This window comes from Vibrio sp. 2132-1 (genome assembly GCF_033344315.1).
Map to the genome: position 1 here is coordinate 163,959 of NZ_JAWPON010000001.1, position 19,752 is coordinate 183,710.

The window sequence follows — 19,752 nt, forward strand, 5'->3', positions numbered from 1 at the left end:
GGATATCATGTCTGCAGAAGCACAAGCGCCAGAACAAGAAGCAGCCTTAGTTGAATCAGGCTCACTTCTGGATAGCATTCTTAACGAAACACGTTTAAAGCCAAGTGATGAAGGTTTTGACGTTGCAAAACGCGGCGTAGAAGCATTCATCAGTGAGCTACTAAGCAGTTCGAACACAGAGAAAGTCGACCAATCTCTGGTTGATCTGATGATCTCTGAAATTGACCAAAAATTGTCTAAGCAAGTTGATGCAATTCTTCACAACGAAGAAGTTCAAGCGATTGAATCAACGTGGCGTGGCCTTAAGTACCTGGTTGATCACACTGACTTCCGCGAGAACATTCAAATTGAACTGATCTCTGCGAAGAAAGACGAAGTTCTTGATGACTTCGAAGACGCTCCAGAGGTGGTGAAGTCTGGCCTGTACAAGCAAATCTACACACGTGAATACGGCCAGTTCGGTGGTAAACCTGTTGGCGCCGTCATTTGTGATTACGCTATGTCAGCTTCGTCGCCTGACATCAAACTGATGGAATACATGGCTAACGTAGGTGCAATGTCTCACGCACCATTCATCACGTCGGCATCGGCTAAATTCTTTGGCCTAGACAGCTATGAAGAGCTGCCAAACCTAAAAGATCTGAAGTCTGTATTCGAAGGTCCACAGTACGCGAAATGGCGTGGTCTGCGTGAGCACGAAGATGCACGCTACCTAGGTCTATGTACGTCTCGCTTTATGCTACGTACACCTTACTCTGTTGAAGATAACCCAATCAAGGCGTTTGACTACGATGAGCAAGTAACAGACAGCCATGATAACTACCTATGGGGCAACTCAGCGTACGCGATGGCGTCTAAGATCAGTGAATCATTTGCTAAGTACCGTTGGTGTCCGAATATTATTGGTCCTCAAAGCGGTGGTACTGTACAAGATCTACCGGTTTACAACTTTGAAGCTATGGGTCAAATCGAGACTAAGATCCCAACCGAGATCCTGGTTTCTGACCGTCGTGAGTATGAGCTAGCAGAAGAAGGTTTCATTGCGCTAACCATGCGTAAAGGTTCTGACAATGCGGCGTTCTTCTCTGCAAACTCTGTTCAAAAACCAAAAGTGTTTGCGAACACGCCGGAAGGCAAACAAGCCGAGATGAACTACAAGCTAGGTACTCAGCTTCCTTACATGTTCATTATCAACCGTTTAGCGCACTACATAAAAGTGCTACAGCGTGAGCAAATTGGTTCTTGGAAAGAGCGTTCTGACCTAGAAATCGAACTGAACAAGTGGATTCGTCAATACGTTTCTGACCAAGAGAACCCGCCAGCGGAAGTTCGTGGTCGCCGCCCACTTCGCGCTGCGAAGGTTGAAGTATCAGACGTAGAAGGCGATCCAGGCTGGTACAAAGTATCGATGTCTGTACGTCCTCACTTCAAGTACATGGGCGCAAGCTTCGACTTGTCTCTAGTTGGTAAGCTAGACCAATAACCCATTACTGAAACCATCAAGCAGCCAGTGAAGACTGGCTGCTTTTTTCGTAGGATCGCATATGGAAAAAGGTTACCGTCTTTTAGAGCGGATCGAGCTAGGAGAACCAAAAAACTGCTACGAGAAAGTGGTGTCTCATAAGCATTTGATTGAATCCATTCACTCGCATCTCGCTGACTTGTTGAATACGCATTCCGGCAACGCAATGATCGACAATGAGTATGGTCTGCCAGATTTTAACGACGTACTTTCTAACAACACGAACCTCGTTCGCCATATTCAAAAAAACATCACGTCAACCATAGAACGCTTTGAGCCCCGACTGCTGAATGTCGAGGTTCACTACCGTGAAGACCACCATAACCCATTACAACTCGGCTTTGGTATTCGCGGCGAAGTTTCCCATAACGGCGGTAAAGTCCCAATGTCGATCGATGTCTACATGGGAACCGACGGCCAATTTAACGTTTAGTAGGTGCCACTTGAGTAACAGTAAATACTTTCAAGATGAACTCACGTATTTACGCGAGTCGGGTAGTGAGTTTGCCAAATATCATCCGAAGTTAACTCACTTTCTCTCTGAAGGAACTTTTGATCCAGATGTCGAACGACTGCTGGAAGGTTTTGCTTTTTTGACCGGACGCATCCGCGAAAAGATTGACGATGAACTTCCTGAGCTAACGCAATCTCTGATGACTTTGCTGTGGCCACATTACATGCGTTCGATTCCGTCTTTGTGTATTAGCGAACTAAAACCGCATACCGGAAGTGTTACTGAGAAAACCGTGGTGAAACGTGGTGCGGAAATGGCCAGCGAGCAGGTAGAAGGCACGCAGTGTTTGTTCCGTACTTGTTATGACGTCAATCTATACCCAATTACGATTACTAACATCGAACAAACTAACAGCCGCACCAGCTCGATGATTGATGTGACGTTATCGACGGAGCATGGCCTTGAGCTGTCTCGGATAGGTTTAGACACGCTGCGATTGCACCTGCATGGTGAGATTCATATTACTCGCACTGTCTTCTTATGGCTGTTCCGCTATCTAGATCACGTCGAGTTGGATGTTGGTGGCGGCTACAAACATCGTTTAGGGCCAGAATACGTTAAGCCAGTCGGGCATGAAGAGGACGAGGCGCTGTTGCCTTACAGCAAAAATTCCTTTGCAGGCTACCGTTTGCTGCAAGAATTCTTCTCTTTGCCAGATAAGTTCATGTTCTTCGACATTAAAGGCTTAGAGTGGCTAAAAGGCATTCCACAGCGCAGTACGGTCAAAATCAAATTCCACTTTAAGCGTGCTTTGCCTTCAGAGGTGGTGCTTAAAGATAAACACTTAAGGTTGCACTGCACACCTGCCGTTAACTTGTTTGAAAAAGACGGCGATCCAATCCGTTTAGAGCATCGACGAAACGAGTACAAGGTGCGTCCACAAAGTAACACTCAAGAGCATTACGAGGTTTATTCCATTGAGCAAGTGGAGAGCTGGAGTAAAGACGAGCGTCGCCGAAAACCACTGATTGAATTTGAATCGTTTGAGCACCAAATCAACCAGCGTGATAAGCGAGAGTTCTACAAATCCAAAGTGGGCGAGCGAGTAAGCGGAAGAGGGTTAGAGCGCTATATCTCATTCCATACTCACAATGGCGACATCGCGGATTTAGGGACTGAAACAGTATTGATGAAACTGCAATGCAGTAACGCGGACTTAGCGGAGCGCCTGTCAGTAGGAGATATCACGTACGCGACGCACAAGTCGCCAACGTATGCGACGTTTAAAAACATTACTAAGCCAACACAGTCAGTAAGTCCTCAGGTTAATGGTGAACTTCAATGGCAGCTGATTGCCAATATGTCGCTTAACTACTTGTCTTTAGCGAATATCGATGTGTTGAAAGTGTTGCTCTCGACTTACGACTTCCATTCTCGTGTTGATAGACAAGCCCACCGCGCGTCGATTCATCGACTTGATGGCATTATTTCTTCAGAGATGAAACCAATCGATCGCGTATTTCGTGGTGTATCTGTGCGTGGTAACCAATTCAAGCTCGTGACGGACTCTAAGTTCTTCGTAAATGAAGGCGATATGTTCCTTATGGCCACGGTATTGAATGAATTTATCCGTTTGTATTCGAGTGTGAACTCCTTTACCGAACTAGAGGTGTTCGATGAAGCGACGGGCGAGGTTTACAACTGGGCAAGCCTAATCGGGCAGCAGACGATACTATGATTAACACACTTTCTGATAAGTCGAATGAGTTTAGTTTCTACCAAGCGGTGTTGCTGTTAGAGAAACACTACCAGCTGGAGCCAAACTCAAATTTTGTTGCCGTGGGCGAGAACAAATACTTCCATCAAGAGCGAATTGAGTTCAGCGTGTCGCCAAACCTGTGCTTTCCAAAGAGTGATATGGACTTTATTACTCATATGGAAAGAAACGGAAAGCAATATTCACGTATTGAGACGAACTTTCTTGGCTTGCATGGTTCAAGCTCGCCCCTGCCAGCGTCTTACACTGAGAAACTCGTCGGTCGTGATCCCGATGATAACCCAGTGAAGGATTTCTTCGACTTTTTCCACAACCGCTATACAAGCTTACTGTATCGTGTTTGGAAGAAATACCGATATCACGTGCAGTACAAAAGCGGGGCAAGCGATGCGTTTTCTGGGCGCATACTGCATTTGGCTGGTCTCTCTAGCGTTATGCAAGATTGTGAAGTCGCGGAGTTAGATCGAGCGAAAGTTCTGTCTTACGTGAACCAGTTATCTACGCGTACACGTTCACCTAAGCTTATTTCCGGTATTGTTTCGCACTACTTTTCACTGCCGAATGTGCGAATCGAAGAATGGGTTTATAGACGCGTAGAAATCGCTGAAAGCCAGCGTAACAAACTCAATCGTTCCAATTGTGTATTGGGGCAAAGCTTACACTTGGGACAAAGCATTGCGGATTTGAACGGCAAGTTTAACTTGTGTATCGACAACATTGATTTTGAAACGTTTAAGCAGTTTTCCTACGATGGTGAGTTACATAAGACGCTGGTGGGCTTGATGCGCTTTATTCTGCGTGACCCAATGTCGTGGGACCTAAAGTTGACAGTTAACCTAGACAGTATTCCAGAAAACAAACTGGGTAATGGAGAAGGGAACCAACTAGGTCAAACGTTCTGGCTTGGTAACCCAGGTGATAAAGACGCCAAAATTCGACTTATCGGAAGCATATAAGAAAGCCGCTCAACGAGCGGCCCTTTATGTTTTCCTCGAAGAGGTCAGAAACGCTTAACGACTGATCGGCTGGTGCAGTACAACGGTAGTATCAAGCCTTTGAATGCCGTTAAATGATTCAATTTCATTACAAAGATGATGAATAGACTGCAGGTCGGGCGCTTCAATTAGGGCAATAATATCAAAGTTGCCACCAACAACGCTCGTTAAGCGAACCTCAGGGATTTCTTTAAGTGCATTCGTTACATCATTCTTCTTACCCTTTTCACAAGAGATCAGTAGATAACTAGCGGCTTTTCGCCCTTCATTTTCTACACGAATCTGTGCGGTATAGCCTTTGATAATACCGGTCTTTTCTAAACGATTAATTCTTTCTGCTACTGCTGTTCGAGACAAACCAATGTTTCGGGATAGATTCGCAATCGACTCTCGCCCATTCGACAATAGACTTGAAAGTATTTTTCGATCTAATTTATCTAAACCTTGTAAAGTCATGTTTGAAATCATGTGTTCTGCCTATTTTGTTTTTATATTGTTATTAAATCGACTCAGGGAGCGTAAAGTTATACAGCTCAGCAAGAGTGAATGGGTTTTTCTGTGTCAACGGAGTGATGCGTAAGCTCAAGTCCCTCCCTGACACTTTTATGTCACTGACAAAGCTGCCGTTATGAGTGTTTGTCAAGGTCGAGTCACCTAGCAATCTGTATATCGCCCATTGACCACTCTTATTTAAAACGTGCTGTCTGCCTTCATCGGTTACATCCTGGAGTGTGATACTAATATTGAAGTCACCATTTTGCGGTGGCCATGCCATTTCACGAATGCGGCTTGGACCGTGGTAGTAACTTATATTGGTATCTGCAATTTTTAAGCTCGCTCTAATCGCACTAGAATCAAGATCGAGTACTCTTGCACTAAACGGAATATGAACGCGGTTAGTGCTTTTATTAATTAATGTGTCTCGAATAACGTTATAGTTACGCAGTTGCACTAACAGAGCCGGAGAGATTGGCATCGTCTCGCCATCCACCTGTTTTGGCGTCCACAAATTGGTATCGTAGAACGGTGCAAAATTTTTCTGAATAAATGTGTCTAACAAGCCACCTGAAGCAAACAGTAATTCAAAATCTTCAATTGAGATTTCCTCGGTCGCTGTTAGATCAAATGGGTATCGTCCTAGCCCTATCTCTTTAAACTTGGTGTAAATCTCGCTGTACCATTGGGTTTGAATGCCTTTAGCGGACTCTTTAATCATGACTGACCAGCTTTGTTGAACCACATCTAACAACCAGCTACGAACGGGTTCCGGTGATTTTTGGGCAATCTGTTTAAGTTTTATTAATGGGTCAGCTTCACTGCTGTTCATTCGATGCTGAGCTGCCGCTAGCGCCGCCATTTGCGGGTCAGGTGCATCAGCAATGTCTTTCATATACGTGCGAACACGGCTTAGCGCTGTTACGGTCTCATCCCAAGGAGTAGGGGAGTTTGGTGTTTCACTGACCTGAAGTTGGTTTAATAAGTGAAAAGCTTGTTCAACACGTTTCATTAACAAGTAATCAGGCTTAACTACTTCCTCTACTGCGTCTGATGCGGAGTCTGCCGCTGCCACGAGTTTCGGGTCTAGCTTTGAAATCAGAGCATTTTTTTCACCAACGGGTGAAAATTGTGTGTTGGCATAGACCTGCTTCAGTACGGTTGTCATTGGTGAAGAAGGGCCCGAGATTAAGTCTATCGCGTTCGTTAGATCGCCGACATTGTCATAGTTCTGGACTTTTAGTTCACTCAGCGCATTGCGCCAATTACTGATGTAGTCGTCAGTATATTTTTTACGTACTTCCTCTTTGAAGGCTTCTTGTTCTTCACTAGTAGGAATAACGTGTTGTGACAGACCTAAAACCCAGTTGTCACTGATGACTTGTTGTGACATTAGGTCCACGCGTGGTCGATAAAAAGTGCTAAAACCAGTAGAGGTATAGATCTTATCTACGATCAAGCGTTCGCTATCGATTGGTGTGTTGAACACATTGCTAAACTCAAAACCCACAGCTCGTTGCAGATCTAGGGTTCCTAAATCAATCGAATTTGCTTCGTTTAAAATGCCTGCATAAACGAGATCAACATTCGAATTTGCTAGCAATGAGCGACGTGTTGCGCGAACAAGATCCATATTGATATCAATTGGATCAAACTGTGTGCGAAAGTAAGCGTCCAAATAGCGCATCGCCTGATTGACGACGTCATTTTGGTTGCTCAAGTCGTTCATCATTTGGAGAGTTTGATGACGCAAAAAACGGATATCACGCTTTGTTGGATCGTTTAGCATTAGATACCCCTTCAATAGAGGTAAAGCGCGTGTAAAAGTGTTTTGATTTTGTGTCAGTTGTAGACGGTAACCTTTCTCAATGAGAGGTATCAACTGTTGAGCAACGTCCTTAAGTAATGCTTCGTAAGCGATGCGAGTGCTTTGATCCAAACGGCTAATGTTGAGTGGTAATATCTCTTCATCCAAAGCCTTAGAACCTTTAAGCCACGCCCCATAAGAAGGCTCTATTGCTTTCGTCGCCTTCGCTAAAAGCTCATCGAATCTTGCATCTTGCTCCACTTGTGATTTGTCATCGATACTCAAGAGTTGATTCATCACATGTAAGTTACTGTCTAATGTCGTGAAAAAGAAGTAACTGCCCCCAGTAAGCAGGATAATAGAGCCGAGTATTGCCAAACGGCTTTGTCTCTGAATTAGACGAAGATACGTCTTGTTTTCGCCCGCAAAGTCGCTTTCCGGCAATATTTGTGAATCAATCAGAAAGCGAGAGAAATAAGGCGTTTCTGTTAACTGAGTATGCTCTGACGCGATAATAGGTAAGTTGAAGTAATTACTACAACTTTTTGCAAGTAAATTGTACTTGCGACCGCCTTGCAGACTCGAACTAAAGAAAATCTCACGGATGTCTAGTGAATAGACACCGTTGTTAACATCACATAGACGCTCAAGCACATAGCTGACTTCAGACTGACATAGCTCAAACTGCTTAGGGAAAGCGAGTATTGCTTGTTTCTCATCAATGTCCGTTGAATTAGCGGATGCATCTAGCGCATTACTTTCAAGCACTCTCACTAGATTTCGATAGCTATCGCGGTAGTACTCTGCAAATACACCTTTGGCTTCTTTTAGTGGGATAGAGAGGAACTCAACACGTGTCTTGAGAGAGCTAAAGTGCATGTATTCTTTAAAGCCGTCTAACTTGTCTAGCTTTGACATAATCAAATAGATTGGCAATGCTGAAGACGTTTTAGAGTTGATGGTACTCAAGCGCGCCAATAACGACGAAATGGTGTACTCTTTTTGCTCTGGCTCAGAGACGATCATGAACTCGAAATCGGTGAAGAATAGACACCCAGAAAATGGCTTTCGAGGTCGATGATGAATAACTTCTTCAATGAACGTATTCCATAAAGAAGCATCACTGCTTGATACTTCCTGGAACACTAAGCGTTGGTCTGGTTTGATGTACACAGCGCTGTCAGATTCGTACCATTCAAAAAAGTCATTCTTAGCGGTTCTAGTGCGATCCATCGGTTTAATTGCACTAGAATTAAATAAAAATTGACGTCGCCCTGACCCTTTATTACCAAGCATCAGGTAAATTGGTTTCTTGCCTGAGTTAGCAAGAAGAGGCTGGATAACCATAGAAAGTGCTTCTTCCTCGGTTTCCAAATGTTGAGCTTTAGCGTTGTTCTTTTTCTTCAACCATAATGTGAATTGAAAAGTGACGTAAACAATGGCGATAGCACCAAGGGTCAGCCAAAGATAAAGTTGATCGATTTCGTCAAGAAAAAGCAGATAAATAGTGGTGATAATTGCAACCACTAAAAACATCAATATAGTAGAAATCACCACTGGATTTTTAAACAGTTTTTGTTTGAACATAAGCCTAAAACTTCTTTAATTGTATTGTTATTTATTGTCAGTTTTTTCAGCTTGTAGCTGACTCAATTTATATAGGTAGATGTTCAGTAAAAGGGTTGCGCGGTCAATTTCCTTTTGCTGTGAATACTTTTCAGCGTATTCAATACGACCTAAAAGCGGGAATAACGAGTTACTGTATTCGTACGCCTTTTCAGAGTTCTTATCTACATTCTGTCTAGCTACGTTGGCAAACACCGTTCTTGCGTCTGAGAATCGCTTATAAACATCCATAAACTGGTCTTCTAAATGGGCGCTCTGTGTCAAAAAGTTTTGACGTAGCTGCTGTGCAGAAGACGAATCCGGATAGATTGCGATTAATTCATTGGTCAAGCTATCGAGCTCGCTGACGTTACTTACTTTTGCCGAGTCTAAAAACCAGTTATTCATCATAATATCGACACGATTAATGGCCTGCGTTTTCAATGACTGAGCATATTTTTTATTTTCGTAATCTAACGAGGCGACCAAATTTACAAGTTCATTAAGTGAAGCTTGATTAATTTTTTGCTCCAATGTTCGATAACGTTGTTGCTCGTACATGAAATGTGAACATATCGCAGTAACAATCAAACCAATAACGAAGTAGATCATAAATCGACCAGACTTTGCCGGTGATGCTTTCTCTTGGCTATTTAGGTTGGGTGATGACACCGGTGCGGGAGAGGGAGACACATTCACTTTAATTTCAGGTGCCTTCTGCGTTGCTGCAGGAGCGCTAGTGTTGGCTTGTTTTTTCTCGCGTAACTCAGCCGCAATTTGTTGTTCTTTTATCTGCTCAATCCATTGATTCAAAATACGGCGAATGCGACCTAATGACGGCGCTTCAATACCGTAATGAAGACGAAGCTCTTCCTCAATCCTCAAGCATAATTGATGTGCTGCCTCTATCAATGGAAGCTCTTCTGGTAACGCCCGATGCTTATTAATTCGTTTTTCAGTATGCTCTACCATCCATTCAATAGCGCTCATTCGTGCCTTTGACTTTGAATGCTCTGGATACGCGTTGAACCAATATACGACACACACATCAAGTATTGAGTTTAACCCTTCAACAAGGCCTCTTAAGCCGTCGTTATAGGTTGACGCAACGGTAAAGTAACAGCAACAACGTAGGTCTTTCGCTTGGGTACTCAAGATCTTTTTTGAGAGTGTTTGAACCGTTTTCCACGAGACTCTCCCTGTGACTTTATTCAGGTTGTTTATTTGACGTTTAATTTCGTCAAAATCCTCAGAACCATTAGGATTAGAGCCGCTTGGGTTATTTTCATCGATTGGTCTTCGAGCGAAGTCGGTAAAAAACATAAGGAAAGTTCCAACTGATCATATAGAAGTATTAAGTTATATAGGATTTCACTACTGTTATATTAAATTATAAGCAGTGCACATCTGTCGCAATTCTATAGACAAAATAAGCGGATTAGATAATAAAAATTCATTAAAAGAAATTAAATTACTTTTAGTGTGATCTTTGTTCATAATATTAATATCAATAGTTAAGTCTATTTATAAGAAGAAACTTATATATGAAGATGAGAACGTTGATTAAAAAGTAACTAAATTGTTATCGGAGATTACGTTTTGTCCAATTAGCAATCAAATTCTGTTACTTCTATTTAAATAGAAAGATTTACTGTCTCGTCACTTAATCTGCAGTCGGTTCTTTAGTTTTTGTTTGTAGGTAAAACAACCAACCTGATAGTTGAAATGTATTAAATTATAGGTGTTTTTTTAGGCTTATTGAAAAAGAGAATATAATTGATATCTTTCGCCTCTAAGTAGAATATCGGTTTTCCTAGAGGGACGAAATGCTAAAACCAAGTCAAATTGGGCTGATTTCAGCCATGTGTCTATTTTCTTCTGTTGTAATGGCAAAAGGGGAGCGATTTGGACTCTCTACCAGTATGTTGACTATCGATAGCATTAAATACGATGAAGGTAAAAGTGGTGAGCAGGATACGCTTAGGTTCGGCTTGGTTCATACTCGTCCTATTGATGAAAACAATAACCGTTGGCGTTGGTGGTTAGGGCTAAACTATCTAGCAGAAGATATTGAAGCGCCAGCAAACGGCTTATATCAAGAAGCGACGAACTATGAACTTCGTGTTGTTCCTCAATATGCGTTGACTTCTTGGAGTGTTTTCACGCCATATGTTGGTGCGGGCTTGTCTGTCGGTTACTCGCAATATTCTAATCGCTGGCAAGTAGACCAAGAGGGCTATCGTTATGAGAGTGTTGAAGACATCGACCAGTTTGAGTTAGGTGCGGTTGTGACCCTTGGTACTGCTATAAAGTTAGGCAGTAATCCTGACGCCCATATACAAATTATCCCGCAGGCCTCTTATATCCTTCCGGTTGTAAATGATGGAATTGGTGGGCTTGAACTATCAGTTTCTTTGCTCTTTTGAGGTTCGTAAATGTACTCAAATCAGCTAGTTTTATTTATCTCAAAGTGTCCAGAGGAATACACCGGTGCAAAGCATATTGAAATGCCTGAAAGTGGTGGTTCGATAGGTCGTTCCCCAAGCTGTAGCGTGTCTTTAGCCGATCACAACCGCTTTATATCGGGCACTCATTGTTTGCTCAGCGTGTATGGAGATACCTACTATATAAGTGACGTATCAACTAACGGCACAATGGTAAATGGGAATAAAATACTGAAAAATCAACCCGTTGCGATAGTTGATGGCGACATCATTTCTTTAGGGCAATATGAGATTGGTGTTTCTCTTGAGCACGTTACCTCAACACTAGACATCGCCGCTGATATTGCTCCTGAGCGAGTATCTAGCGATCCTCTGGTTAGTCTAGGAGATGCGGTTGTCGAAGAGGAAGAAAAAGTCGGTGCCTTAGAAGATTTGTTTATGGAGACTAAACAGGATGACATTGATTGTCATGATCCTGTTGCTCACCTTAACTTTTCGATGCAGCGAGATGACGATTACTTAATTAGTGATAATGAGCGTACAGAATCTGAACAACCTAGAACCGTGGAAAGCACGCGTCAGGTGGTCGATGACAGTTTCAGCATATATTCCGAATTCGATCAGCCAAGCCTAATCCCTGAAGACTGGATGGCTGCGGAAACCAAGAGTAACGCATCAGTCAATGATGCATTAGCGCCAGAAAGCGGTAAGGCACATAGAGCCGATATTGCCTCAGCTGAGGTGATGCAACCTGGCACGGTAGCCCCAGATAGCACGATTCAAAGACAACATCGTACGCATAATGTTACTGAGATGGTCGTAGAACAGGCTAACACAGGGTCAAAATGGGAAGAGATGACCCAATCTTTTACGCCTTCTCCTAACACTAATCAGCAACTTCAAATACCTACGGCAGAGCACGCGATAAACAGTACGACGAAAGCACAAGTCGATACTGATGCGGCCGTTTGCTCTCAAGATATAGCGCAAGCGTTTTTTGATGGTTTGGGTATTCGAAACCCAGAGTTGATGACAAACGAGGCGCAGTTATTCAAGCAAATGGGTACTTGCTTGCGTTTATGTATTGATAACCTACAGAAAGAGTTGCACGAAGTGGAATCGTTAAAAGATGAGCAGAGTGCGAGTGAGGCTAACTCGAACATTGCAGAGCTAATGCTTACTTTGAATAGTCAGCAATTACTGGCTCCAAATGAACTGGTTGAACAAATGCTCGATGAGCTGAACGACCACCAAGTTATGTTTAACAAAGCACTGAATGAGCTCATTTTAGAACAGTCAGAAACGAACGATCCCGTAGCATTTGCTAACAGGGTCGCTAGCCAGTCTTTGTTCTCAACTAAGTCAAAGCTGTGGGCCGAATACCTAGATTTCTACACTAATAATCGTCGCCTGCTTAATGAAACATCCTTAAAAGGGCTGATTAAGAAAAACTATAACAAAGTGATTAAGGGAAACCATGCGTAGTATCGCCGTATTACTCGGATTTGCCATGTTGTCCGGTTGTTCCATGTGGGATCAATTTAAAGAGTCCACTGGTATCACACCAGAAACTTCGTCGATTGAATTGGTTATTGAGGCATCACCTGTACTCAATGTGAGAAATGGGGGCCAGTCATCTCCAGTTATTCTCCGTCTTCACGAATTAAGTTCGCCAGTATTGTTCCGAAGCTTAGATTTCTTTGCCTTGTTTGAGAGCGATAAAGCGTCGTTGGGTGATGAGTACATCAAACGTTACGAATATCAAATACAGCCAGGTGGAAAAGTTCATGAAATGCTAACGCTAGACCCTGACACTCGTGCCGTCGGTTTTTCAGTGGCTTTTCGTGATATTGATGGTTCGTCATGGCGAAAAGTGGAAGTTATTGAAGAGAAGAGCGAGTACTACATCAAGCTCAAGTTAGAGGGCAGTGAGTTAATTTCTGATAACACTCGCGGCATTGAACAGGTTTACTTTTAAGGGATAGAAACATGTCTTTATACAATCCAGTTGTTTGGCAAGATGGAATGTTCATGAAGCCGCAGCATTTTCAACAACTCGATCGTTCGCAAAGTAAACTATCGAGCCTACTGAGTGCCAATGCATCGCCTTTGCATTGGGGAATTAAACGTTTAGAAATCAACTCTCAGTTACTAGCACTGGGTAAAATCGGTATTACTCGTGCTGAAGGTATTTTACAAGACCGGACACCATTTGAGCTTCCGTTGCTTGCTGAGCTGCCTGAAGTGAAAGATGTAGATCCTTCGATTGCCGATAAAGTCGTTTATTTGTGCTGTCCGTTACCATCGGAACGTTCTGAGTTATTTGGTACCAAAAAAGACGGTGCGCGCTATACGATGGAATCTCAAGAAGCGGTTGACGCTTGTTATGATTCGGAAGACATGGCAAATGTCGTCGTCGGTAAGCTTAACTTTTGCTTAATGTACGATCATGAAGATAAGAGTGCTTACACGTCTATTCCGATCTTAAAGATCTCAGAAGTGAAGCCTGATGGCAGCGTGATCTTAGATGATAGTTTCATTCCTACCTGTATCGATATTCATGCGTCGACAGTACTGAGTAAATTTGCGACCGAGTTTGCTTCTATGTTGAAGCATCGCGCGGAATCGATAGTCCAGCGATTAGGGGTGGTGGATCAACAAGGTGTATCATCGGTTTCTGACTTTATGCTATTGCAAGCGCTCAACCGATACGAACCCTTATTTTGGCATTTCGCCAGCACAGAAGCTGTGCATCCTGAGTCTTTGTATCGAATTCTTCTTCAGGCAGAGGGTGAGCTTTCGACGCTGTGCTCAACGACACGCCGACCTATTGAGTTTACGAAGTACAATCATGGTGATCTTACTAGCTGTCTTTCTCGCGTCCTAGACAGTGCGAAAATGACATTGAGCGTGATGTCTGAGCAAAGAGCAATTCCACTGACCTTAAAAGATCAGAACTATGGCATCAGAACGGCAGCAATCCCTGACAATAAGATCATTGATACGACAACCTTTATCCTCGCAGTTAAAGCCGACGTGACCTTGGATGTTCTGCATACCCAGTTTGTCAGCCAAACGAAGATCGGTTCTATCGATAACATACGTGACTTGATTAACCTTCAACTGCCTGGGATTGAGATCAAACCAATGCCAGTTGTGCCACGCGCGCTGCCGTATCACGCTGGCTACACCTATTTCGAGCTCGATAAAACGGGCGAAGAGTGGATGGCATTGAAGAACACTGCTGCGATTGCGATTCACGTTGCGGGCGATTTCGCTAACTTATCATTGCAACTTTGGGCCGTTCGTCTATGAGTTACGCAGAAACCGACGTCACCGTAGTCTTATTCCAACCAGAGCCTGGCAAACCAATGGAGGTAATGCCAGCGCCTGACTTGTCGAGAAACATCGCAGTACAAGATCTATCTATCGACAACATGGGTATTAACCCGCTAGTGGACCAGTTCTCATGGTTGATCGCCAGTCTGTCTTGTATGTCTTCGATCCCTTGGCTTGATGACCCGATGCCATTTCGTGAACAAGTGGCACGTGAGATTCGAAAAGGTGAACGAAAACTTAATGAAATGGAGCTCGATCGTGCTTCGGTTCTTGTTATTCGTTACTGCTTGTGTGCGGCGATTGATGAATCTGTTTGTCGACAAGAGTGGGGGGCAAATAGTCACTGGAGCCAGAACAGCTTACTGTCTGAATTCCACAGCGAAACATCTGGTGGTGACAAGTTTTTCGTTATTCTCGACCGCTTAAAAGCCGACCCTCGCAAATACCGTCACGTTATAGAGTTTCTCTATTTATTGCTTCAACTTGGTTTCCAAGGCAAGTACGGCCGTGAAGAGCGTGGCAACGAAAAGTTAGCGGAAATTGGCAGCACCATTTATCGATTAGTGCGAGATGACCGCCTAGCAGAACAAGAAAAAGTTTCTTTAATCAACCTTAAAGCTAAATATCTAAAGAAGCCGTTAAAAAGGGTAATTTCACCCAAGCTGATCTTAAGTCTTAGTGCGATGACGTTTGCGCTTATGTATGCGGCAACCTACATCGTCATAGACTTAAAATTTCAGCAACTGCTTGAAATGTATAGATAACCAGAGATCTAAAATGAGATCTTCTGCCAGTTTTAGGGCTTATTGTGAATATCACTGGTCTTTTAGTGAAATTCACTAGTCATTTAGAGAGGTTGCAGTTTGCGATCTCTTTTATCATTCAATCAATAAAATTCAAATGGATTGGTTATGGGCGTAACAGTTGGTGCGAATGGACTTTCGATAGTTCATAAAGGCTCAGGTGGTGAAGCGAATGCAACGCTCCCAGATGTTTGTTTAACTAAGGTCGGCAAGCCAGTCGTCCCTATCCCTTATGGCAACAATGCTAAATCAGCAGACCTTGCTGGTGGGACTACGACAGTCTCTATGGATGGCGGTAACAGTGTCGCTATCAAGGGCAGTACGTTCTCAAAAAGTACCGGCGATGCGGGCGGTGACAGAAAAGGCGTTTCCTCTGGCACGATAGAAGCTGAAGCAAAATTCATTTCAGCCTCACCAACGGTTAAATTTGAAGGTAAGGGCGTATGTCGCCTGTCCGATCAAATGACCATGAACAAAGCCAACACTGTGTGTCTTGGCGGCGCACAAAACCCATCGGTTTCTGTGACTGAAGAGCAGGAAGGGACGTATACGCTGGATATAGAATGCAAATATCCAAATGGGCTCCCTTACTCTAATGCACAATTTTCTTTAGTCGAACCTTCAGGTGCTGTCATTGGGAGTGGAGTGCTGGATTCTAGCGGAAAAGCATCTGTTAATGGTCTCGCTCTAAAAGAATGCAGGTTAGTGCTCAGCGAAACTCAAGACTCTTACACCCCGAACCAATCTTTAGCTGAAAATATTGTTACGGAAACTTACCCTGATCCGAATGATTTTTGTACGTTTGTCGCAGGTCGCCGCTCGCCATTTTGGGAAGATCGTGTTGGGGTTGCTAATGACTGGGGCATATTGATGTCCCCATCCTTCAGTGATGATGACTTTAAAGATATTGTGTTAGAGCAAAGCCGTATATCGTCTCCTTATGCGATTAGTCAAAATCACTCTAAAGATTTTTCTGATGCTTATGTTTCGGCACTTTATCACATCCAAACTGATACTACTGCGCTAGAGAAATATGAACCTTTAGTTGAACTGCTCTTGGAGCAAGTGCACGAAAATGGCGATATATTGAGAGTCTTATATCAAGCTGATGTGTTTGAGCCTCCCTATGAATTATTAGCGAAGCTTCGCTTTTTAGGGACTGGGAATACTGTGAAGTATTTGCAGTTTGTTTTATGGACGTTGATAAACAATCAAATCTGTTCATACATCGATGAGCTAAACAGTGAAATCATCGGTCGTTTAGATTTCATACAAAGCCAAGCTTCTGCAAGATCGTTGAGTTCTGTTGAAGAGGGTATAAACGGTTATAAAAAAGCACTTAACCACTTCAAACAAGCACTTCCTGACGTCATTAGCCAAATTTTCGAAACCAAAAATGACACCCTAATTTCTATATCGGCAATGGCCCTTGGGAGTACCGTTAACATAGCGAGCCAATCTAGCTTTGCTACTAATTTAGGTAGGGTTAATGCGGTGGTGTACACGAAGTCAAACAACTTGAACCGCCCATCATTTGTCACTTTTGACGATAACTTTTCTGACTAGGACATTTAAATCATGGATGCAGTTTTTCCGATAGCGCAACGAGAAGGTGACGCTTACTACACGCTCAGTGATTTTACGAAATTGTTTGATCAAGCTAAGAGCGGTCGTTATTTAATAGGACAAGGGTACGGTTGGCATAGTGGCATTCACTTAACATCAAAAATGTTACCGTGGGGGAAAGGGCTCAGACCTATTCAAGCGATGCTTGATGGAAAAATAGTGGAATTTCGCATAAATCCTGATTACCTAACATCAACGTACCAAGAGCAAGAGTTTAAGTATAGTAATAACTTTGTGCTTATCGAGCATGAGGCTGTAAACCCCGAAGATAATGAAGATGTATTTAAGTTCTATACACTTTATATGCACCTTGCGCCACCTTCAGATATTGGCGCCAATTCATCTATAACCACGCGTTACCGTTTACAAGAAGCGAGAAATGTACGCACTTTCAAACATAGTGATGTGCCTACTAATTCTAGTGAAAAAAAACAGTCGATGTCTAAAGGAACATTACTTGAATACCTGTATGCAGAAGAGAAGGAGACCCATCCATACCAGATCGACAAAAATACCTACAAAATGATAAAGTGCCGTGTGGTAGAGAATGGTAAATCGGCAAGTGGTAGCGAAAAAGCACTGTTAAACAAGATTGTTTGGTTTGCTTCGGGTCTCAATAGTGACTTTGACATTTTAGAAGATTCCTCTGCTGTCCTATCAGAACCAGTTTCAGAACCTAAATGGATGTCGGACAAGGCGGCAATGATTAGGGACGGTAGTGTGGTTTCTTTACTCCCACTCCTATTTAGAGAGGGGATAAAGGTTTCAGCTGGGGAAGATATCGGTTACATGGGACTGCATGAGTACAGTAACGATGCAATTGGAACTAAGAAAGAAGATAATCGTGTGCATATCGAGATGTTCTCTTTTGAGGAGCCGCCCGAATTTTTCAAAAAACAGATTTCTCCCAAAAATGCGGAAGAAAATCCACTTGTTGTTCTCGATGGGGCCGATAGTAGCGGTGCCGTTGATATGAGTAATTCGTTTATTCAGCAATTACTTGAATCTGTGACAGAAGATCAAGTAACGGACTTCTCCTCGTTCACTGCTCGCGATGCCAAAGTATACTTAGACGGTAAGCGTAAACACTTTGAGCGATTTATTGTGAAACATCCTACAGATTGGCATACAGAGTCGTCACAAAGTCTTTATGAATCAATCCATCAGACCGCAAAGGAAGCTCTAGATATTAAGTGCTCCGCTGGTTTTGTGACTATAGAGGACTACCGTAACTCCCCATGGCGCGATCAAGTGATGGATAGCTTTGATCTTTTCTCGCAATTCGAACTGGAAAGAGCAGATAAGTTCTCATGGATGCAAGATTTACAAGGTGATTTGCAACTAAGCGATGATAAGAGCCTTTGGCATTATTGGCCTTTTGTAGGAAATCACACCCAAAGTAAATGTTTCTGTAATCGTGATATTTCCAAGAGTTTTTTACTTGAAGTCTTAGGTGGAAAAGAAACTATTTTTGAGAACTCTCATTATGACAGTATGAGAAATGTTTCTTTAGAAGAGTTATTAAATAGCTTGAATGACATGTTTAGGACGTATGAAATCGATGATTGTTTGAATAAAATCCACTTTCTGTCTCAAGCATTTCAAGAAAGTGATTTTTTCAAAACGACGGAAGAGTACTATTATAACGGGAAATATCCAGAGAAATGGAATAAGTACAGAGGTGGTGCATTCTATCATGGACGTGGTTTATTACAGATAACACATATAGAAAACTATGCTAAATACTTTGGTGTGAATACTAAAGATCTTACAAAAGAAATGGTAGAAAGCGTTGCTAAAGATTTACACACGGCAGTAGATTCTTCAGGGTGGTTTTGGGTAAAAGGTAGTGCTTGGGGAGATATTCGTCCATTCGCTACCAAGAATGATCTATTTCGTGTAACGATCTCAGTAAATGGTGGTTACAATCATTTGTTAGAGAGAAAAAATAACTTATTAAAACTTTCAAAGTTGATTAATTGTAATTCAATATCCGATAACTATGACTTTAGTAAGTTTTATCTTAAGGATAGTTCAATGATCAATAAAAATTACTATAAAAGAAGTAAGAGTTTACATCACAAGCTGGAGTTAATGATAAATGAATAAAATGATTACATTTAGTTTAATCTTTTTATCAACATATTCTTTTGCGGAAAGCAGTATTACGCAAGAGCAAAAATTCACAGAGGCTGAGGGGCCTTTTTGTCAATATTCTCTAAAAGCAAATGGAACTTCATATGATTTTAGCTTTTTTGACTCATGTGGCACAAGCGATTTAATTAAATTGAATGAAGAGCTTTATTTGGTTGACTTGACTAATGGTAATATAAACAGCGAAGCATACTTTATTTTTGACACAGAAAAAAAAGAAGTTCCAAAAGAGATTGGTAGTTTGAACCTTAGTTATGACATTTACGATTATGGTTTTGATATTATCGATCATACATTATTGGACAGAGATAATGGTAAAATAATAAAAAACGCTAATAATAATTATACTGGCGTGTTGTCTTACATTTTTCAGAGAGATAATTTTAATATGAACATACCTAAAGATAGGATTTTGTATTGGAATAGAAATGGAGAAGAGAATTATTGTTCTTCTACAATAGTTTTTTCTGCTAATTATGACGAACATAGGCGAGATGTTTGCTGGAATAGTTTTTCATCAAGATATGAATATATTGAGATTATTGAAGGTAGAGTAAGTTTAAGGATAAAGGGAGAGTTTGATGGAAGGCAGTTTAAGTTTGATAATAATGGTGAAGAACTGACGATTAATCCATATAATGGAAAGTATAGTACTAACAAAACCAACGAAAAATTCCCTGATGAAGACTATTTTAATATAAAGTGAATATATTGTTTTTATTTTTAATGTA

Annotated in this window: 14 protein-coding genes and 1 pseudogene; 12 read left to right on the top strand and 3 right to left on the bottom strand. The window is 42.1% G+C overall.

Features of this window, described 5'->3' with window-relative positions:
• The first annotated feature begins 7 nt into the window (after positions 1-7).
• From tssC to tssG, 4 genes are all read left to right on the top strand, one after another.
• Positions 8-1,483: a type VI secretion system contractile sheath large subunit gene (gene tssC / locus R8N47_RS00635; RefSeq protein WP_005373378.1), complete on the top strand. Its 1,476-nt coding sequence runs from the start codon at positions 8-10 to the stop codon at positions 1,481-1,483.
• Between the two features lie 61 nt (positions 1,484-1,544).
• Positions 1,545-1,955 (top strand): type VI secretion system baseplate subunit TssE, encoded by a 411-nt coding sequence (gene tssE / locus R8N47_RS00640; RefSeq protein ID WP_005373376.1) that lies wholly within the window; start codon positions 1,545-1,547, stop codon positions 1,953-1,955.
• A 10-nt stretch (positions 1,956-1,965) separates the two neighbouring features.
• On the top strand, positions 1,966-3,714 hold the full coding sequence (gene tssF / locus R8N47_RS00645) for a type VI secretion system baseplate subunit TssF (protein ID WP_017820373.1): 1,749 nt from the start codon (positions 1,966-1,968) through the stop codon (positions 3,712-3,714).
• Positions 3,711-4,709, top strand: coding sequence for a type VI secretion system baseplate subunit TssG (gene tssG / locus R8N47_RS00650; RefSeq protein ID WP_042523537.1), 999 nt, complete (start codon positions 3,711-3,713; stop codon positions 4,707-4,709). The genes tssF and tssG overlap by 4 nt, the downstream gene beginning before the upstream one ends.
• Positions 4,710-4,763: 54 nt before the next feature.
• Here tssG and R8N47_RS00655 read toward each other — a convergent pair whose 3' ends face one another.
• From R8N47_RS00655 to R8N47_RS00665, 3 genes are read right to left on the bottom strand one after another with little or no spacing between them, the layout of a single operon-like run.
• Positions 4,764-5,216: an Lrp/AsnC family transcriptional regulator gene (locus R8N47_RS00655; protein WP_005373369.1), complete on the bottom strand. Its 453-nt coding sequence runs from the start codon at positions 5,214-5,216 to the stop codon at positions 4,764-4,766.
• 31 nt (positions 5,217-5,247) lie between these two features.
• Positions 5,248-8,637, bottom strand: a complete 3,390-nt coding sequence (tssM, locus tag R8N47_RS00660; RefSeq protein ID WP_054574681.1) for a type VI secretion system membrane subunit TssM — start codon at positions 8,635-8,637, stop codon at positions 5,248-5,250.
• A gap of 27 nt (positions 8,638-8,664) precedes the next feature.
• A complete protein-coding gene (locus R8N47_RS00665; protein ID WP_005386112.1) occupies positions 8,665-9,978 on the bottom strand; it encodes a type VI secretion system ImpA family N-terminal domain-containing protein in 1,314 nt (437 codons plus the stop codon).
• Between the two features lie 503 nt (positions 9,979-10,481).
• On the opposite strand from R8N47_RS00665, the gene R8N47_RS00670 reads away from it, so the two are divergent.
• The 8 genes and pseudogenes from R8N47_RS00670 (at position 10,482) to R8N47_RS00705 (ending at position 19,727) form a co-directional block, all read left to right on the top strand.
• On the top strand, positions 10,482-11,081 hold the full coding sequence (locus tag R8N47_RS00670; protein ID WP_053307569.1) for a hypothetical protein: 600 nt from the start codon (positions 10,482-10,484) through the stop codon (positions 11,079-11,081).
• Positions 11,082-11,090: 9 nt separating this feature from the next.
• The gene (locus R8N47_RS00675) at positions 11,091-12,584 is read left to right on the top strand and encodes a type VI secretion system-associated FHA domain protein (RefSeq protein WP_064354675.1); all 1,494 of its coding nucleotides are present in this window, start codon (positions 11,091-11,093) and stop codon (positions 12,582-12,584) included.
• Positions 12,577-13,077: a type VI secretion system lipoprotein TssJ gene (tssJ, locus tag R8N47_RS00680; RefSeq protein ID WP_005386118.1), complete on the top strand. Its 501-nt coding sequence runs from the start codon at positions 12,577-12,579 to the stop codon at positions 13,075-13,077. The genes R8N47_RS00675 and tssJ overlap by 8 nt, the downstream gene beginning before the upstream one ends.
• 11 nt (positions 13,078-13,088) lie before the next feature.
• Positions 13,089-14,414: a type VI secretion system baseplate subunit TssK gene (gene tssK / locus R8N47_RS00685; RefSeq protein ID WP_064354676.1), complete on the top strand. Its 1,326-nt coding sequence runs from the start codon at positions 13,089-13,091 to the stop codon at positions 14,412-14,414.
• Entirely contained in the window at positions 14,411-15,202 is a 792-nt protein-coding gene (icmH, locus tag R8N47_RS00690) for a type IVB secretion system protein IcmH/DotU (protein WP_064354677.1), read from the top strand. The genes tssK and icmH overlap by 4 nt, the downstream gene beginning before the upstream one ends.
• Positions 15,203-15,349: 147 nt before the next feature.
• A pseudogene (locus R8N47_RS28820) lies at positions 15,350-15,917 on the top strand (DUF4150 domain-containing protein); the annotation flags it as partial.
• A 902-nt stretch (positions 15,918-16,819) separates the two neighbouring features.
• On the top strand, positions 16,820-18,976 hold the full coding sequence (locus R8N47_RS00700) for a hypothetical protein (RefSeq protein WP_318070293.1): 2,157 nt from the start codon (positions 16,820-16,822) through the stop codon (positions 18,974-18,976).
• Positions 18,969-19,727 (top strand): hypothetical protein, encoded by a 759-nt coding sequence (locus tag R8N47_RS00705; RefSeq protein WP_064354680.1) that lies wholly within the window; start codon positions 18,969-18,971, stop codon positions 19,725-19,727. Before R8N47_RS00700 ends, R8N47_RS00705 begins: the two co-directional genes overlap by 8 nt.
• Positions 19,728-19,752: the final 25 nt, after the last annotated feature.

What these genes read in the sequence shown, in the direction of transcription:
- tssC (WP_005373378.1), top strand. Translation starts at nt 8, where the DNA reads ATGTCTGCAGAAGCACAAGCGCCAGAACAAGAAGCAGCCTTAGTTGAA.
- tssE (WP_005373376.1), top strand. Translation starts at nt 1,545, where the DNA reads ATGGAAAAAGGTTACCGTCTTTTAGAGCGGATCGAGCTAGGAGAACCA.
- tssG (WP_042523537.1), top strand. Translation starts at nt 3,711, where the DNA reads ATGATTAACACACTTTCTGATAAGTCGAATGAGTTTAGTTTCTACCAA.
- R8N47_RS00655 (WP_005373369.1), bottom strand. Translation starts at nt 5,216, where the DNA reads ATGATTTCAAACATGACTTTACAAGGTTTAGATAAATTAGATCGAAAA.
- tssM (WP_054574681.1), bottom strand. Translation starts at nt 8,637, where the DNA reads ATGTTCAAACAAAAACTGTTTAAAAATCCAGTGGTGATTTCTACTATA.
- R8N47_RS00665 (WP_005386112.1), bottom strand. Translation starts at nt 9,978, where the DNA reads ATGTTTTTTACCGACTTCGCTCGAAGACCAATCGATGAAAATAACCCA.
- R8N47_RS00670 (WP_053307569.1), top strand. Translation starts at nt 10,482, where the DNA reads ATGCTAAAACCAAGTCAAATTGGGCTGATTTCAGCCATGTGTCTATTT.
- R8N47_RS00675 (WP_064354675.1), top strand. Translation starts at nt 11,091, where the DNA reads ATGTACTCAAATCAGCTAGTTTTATTTATCTCAAAGTGTCCAGAGGAA.
- tssJ (WP_005386118.1), top strand. Translation starts at nt 12,577, where the DNA reads ATGCGTAGTATCGCCGTATTACTCGGATTTGCCATGTTGTCCGGTTGT.
- tssK (WP_064354676.1), top strand. Translation starts at nt 13,089, where the DNA reads ATGTCTTTATACAATCCAGTTGTTTGGCAAGATGGAATGTTCATGAAG.
- icmH (WP_064354677.1), top strand. Translation starts at nt 14,411, where the DNA reads ATGAGTTACGCAGAAACCGACGTCACCGTAGTCTTATTCCAACCAGAG.
- R8N47_RS00700 (WP_318070293.1), top strand. Translation starts at nt 16,820, where the DNA reads ATGGATGCAGTTTTTCCGATAGCGCAACGAGAAGGTGACGCTTACTAC.
- R8N47_RS00705 (WP_064354680.1), top strand. Translation starts at nt 18,969, where the DNA reads ATGAATAAAATGATTACATTTAGTTTAATCTTTTTATCAACATATTCT.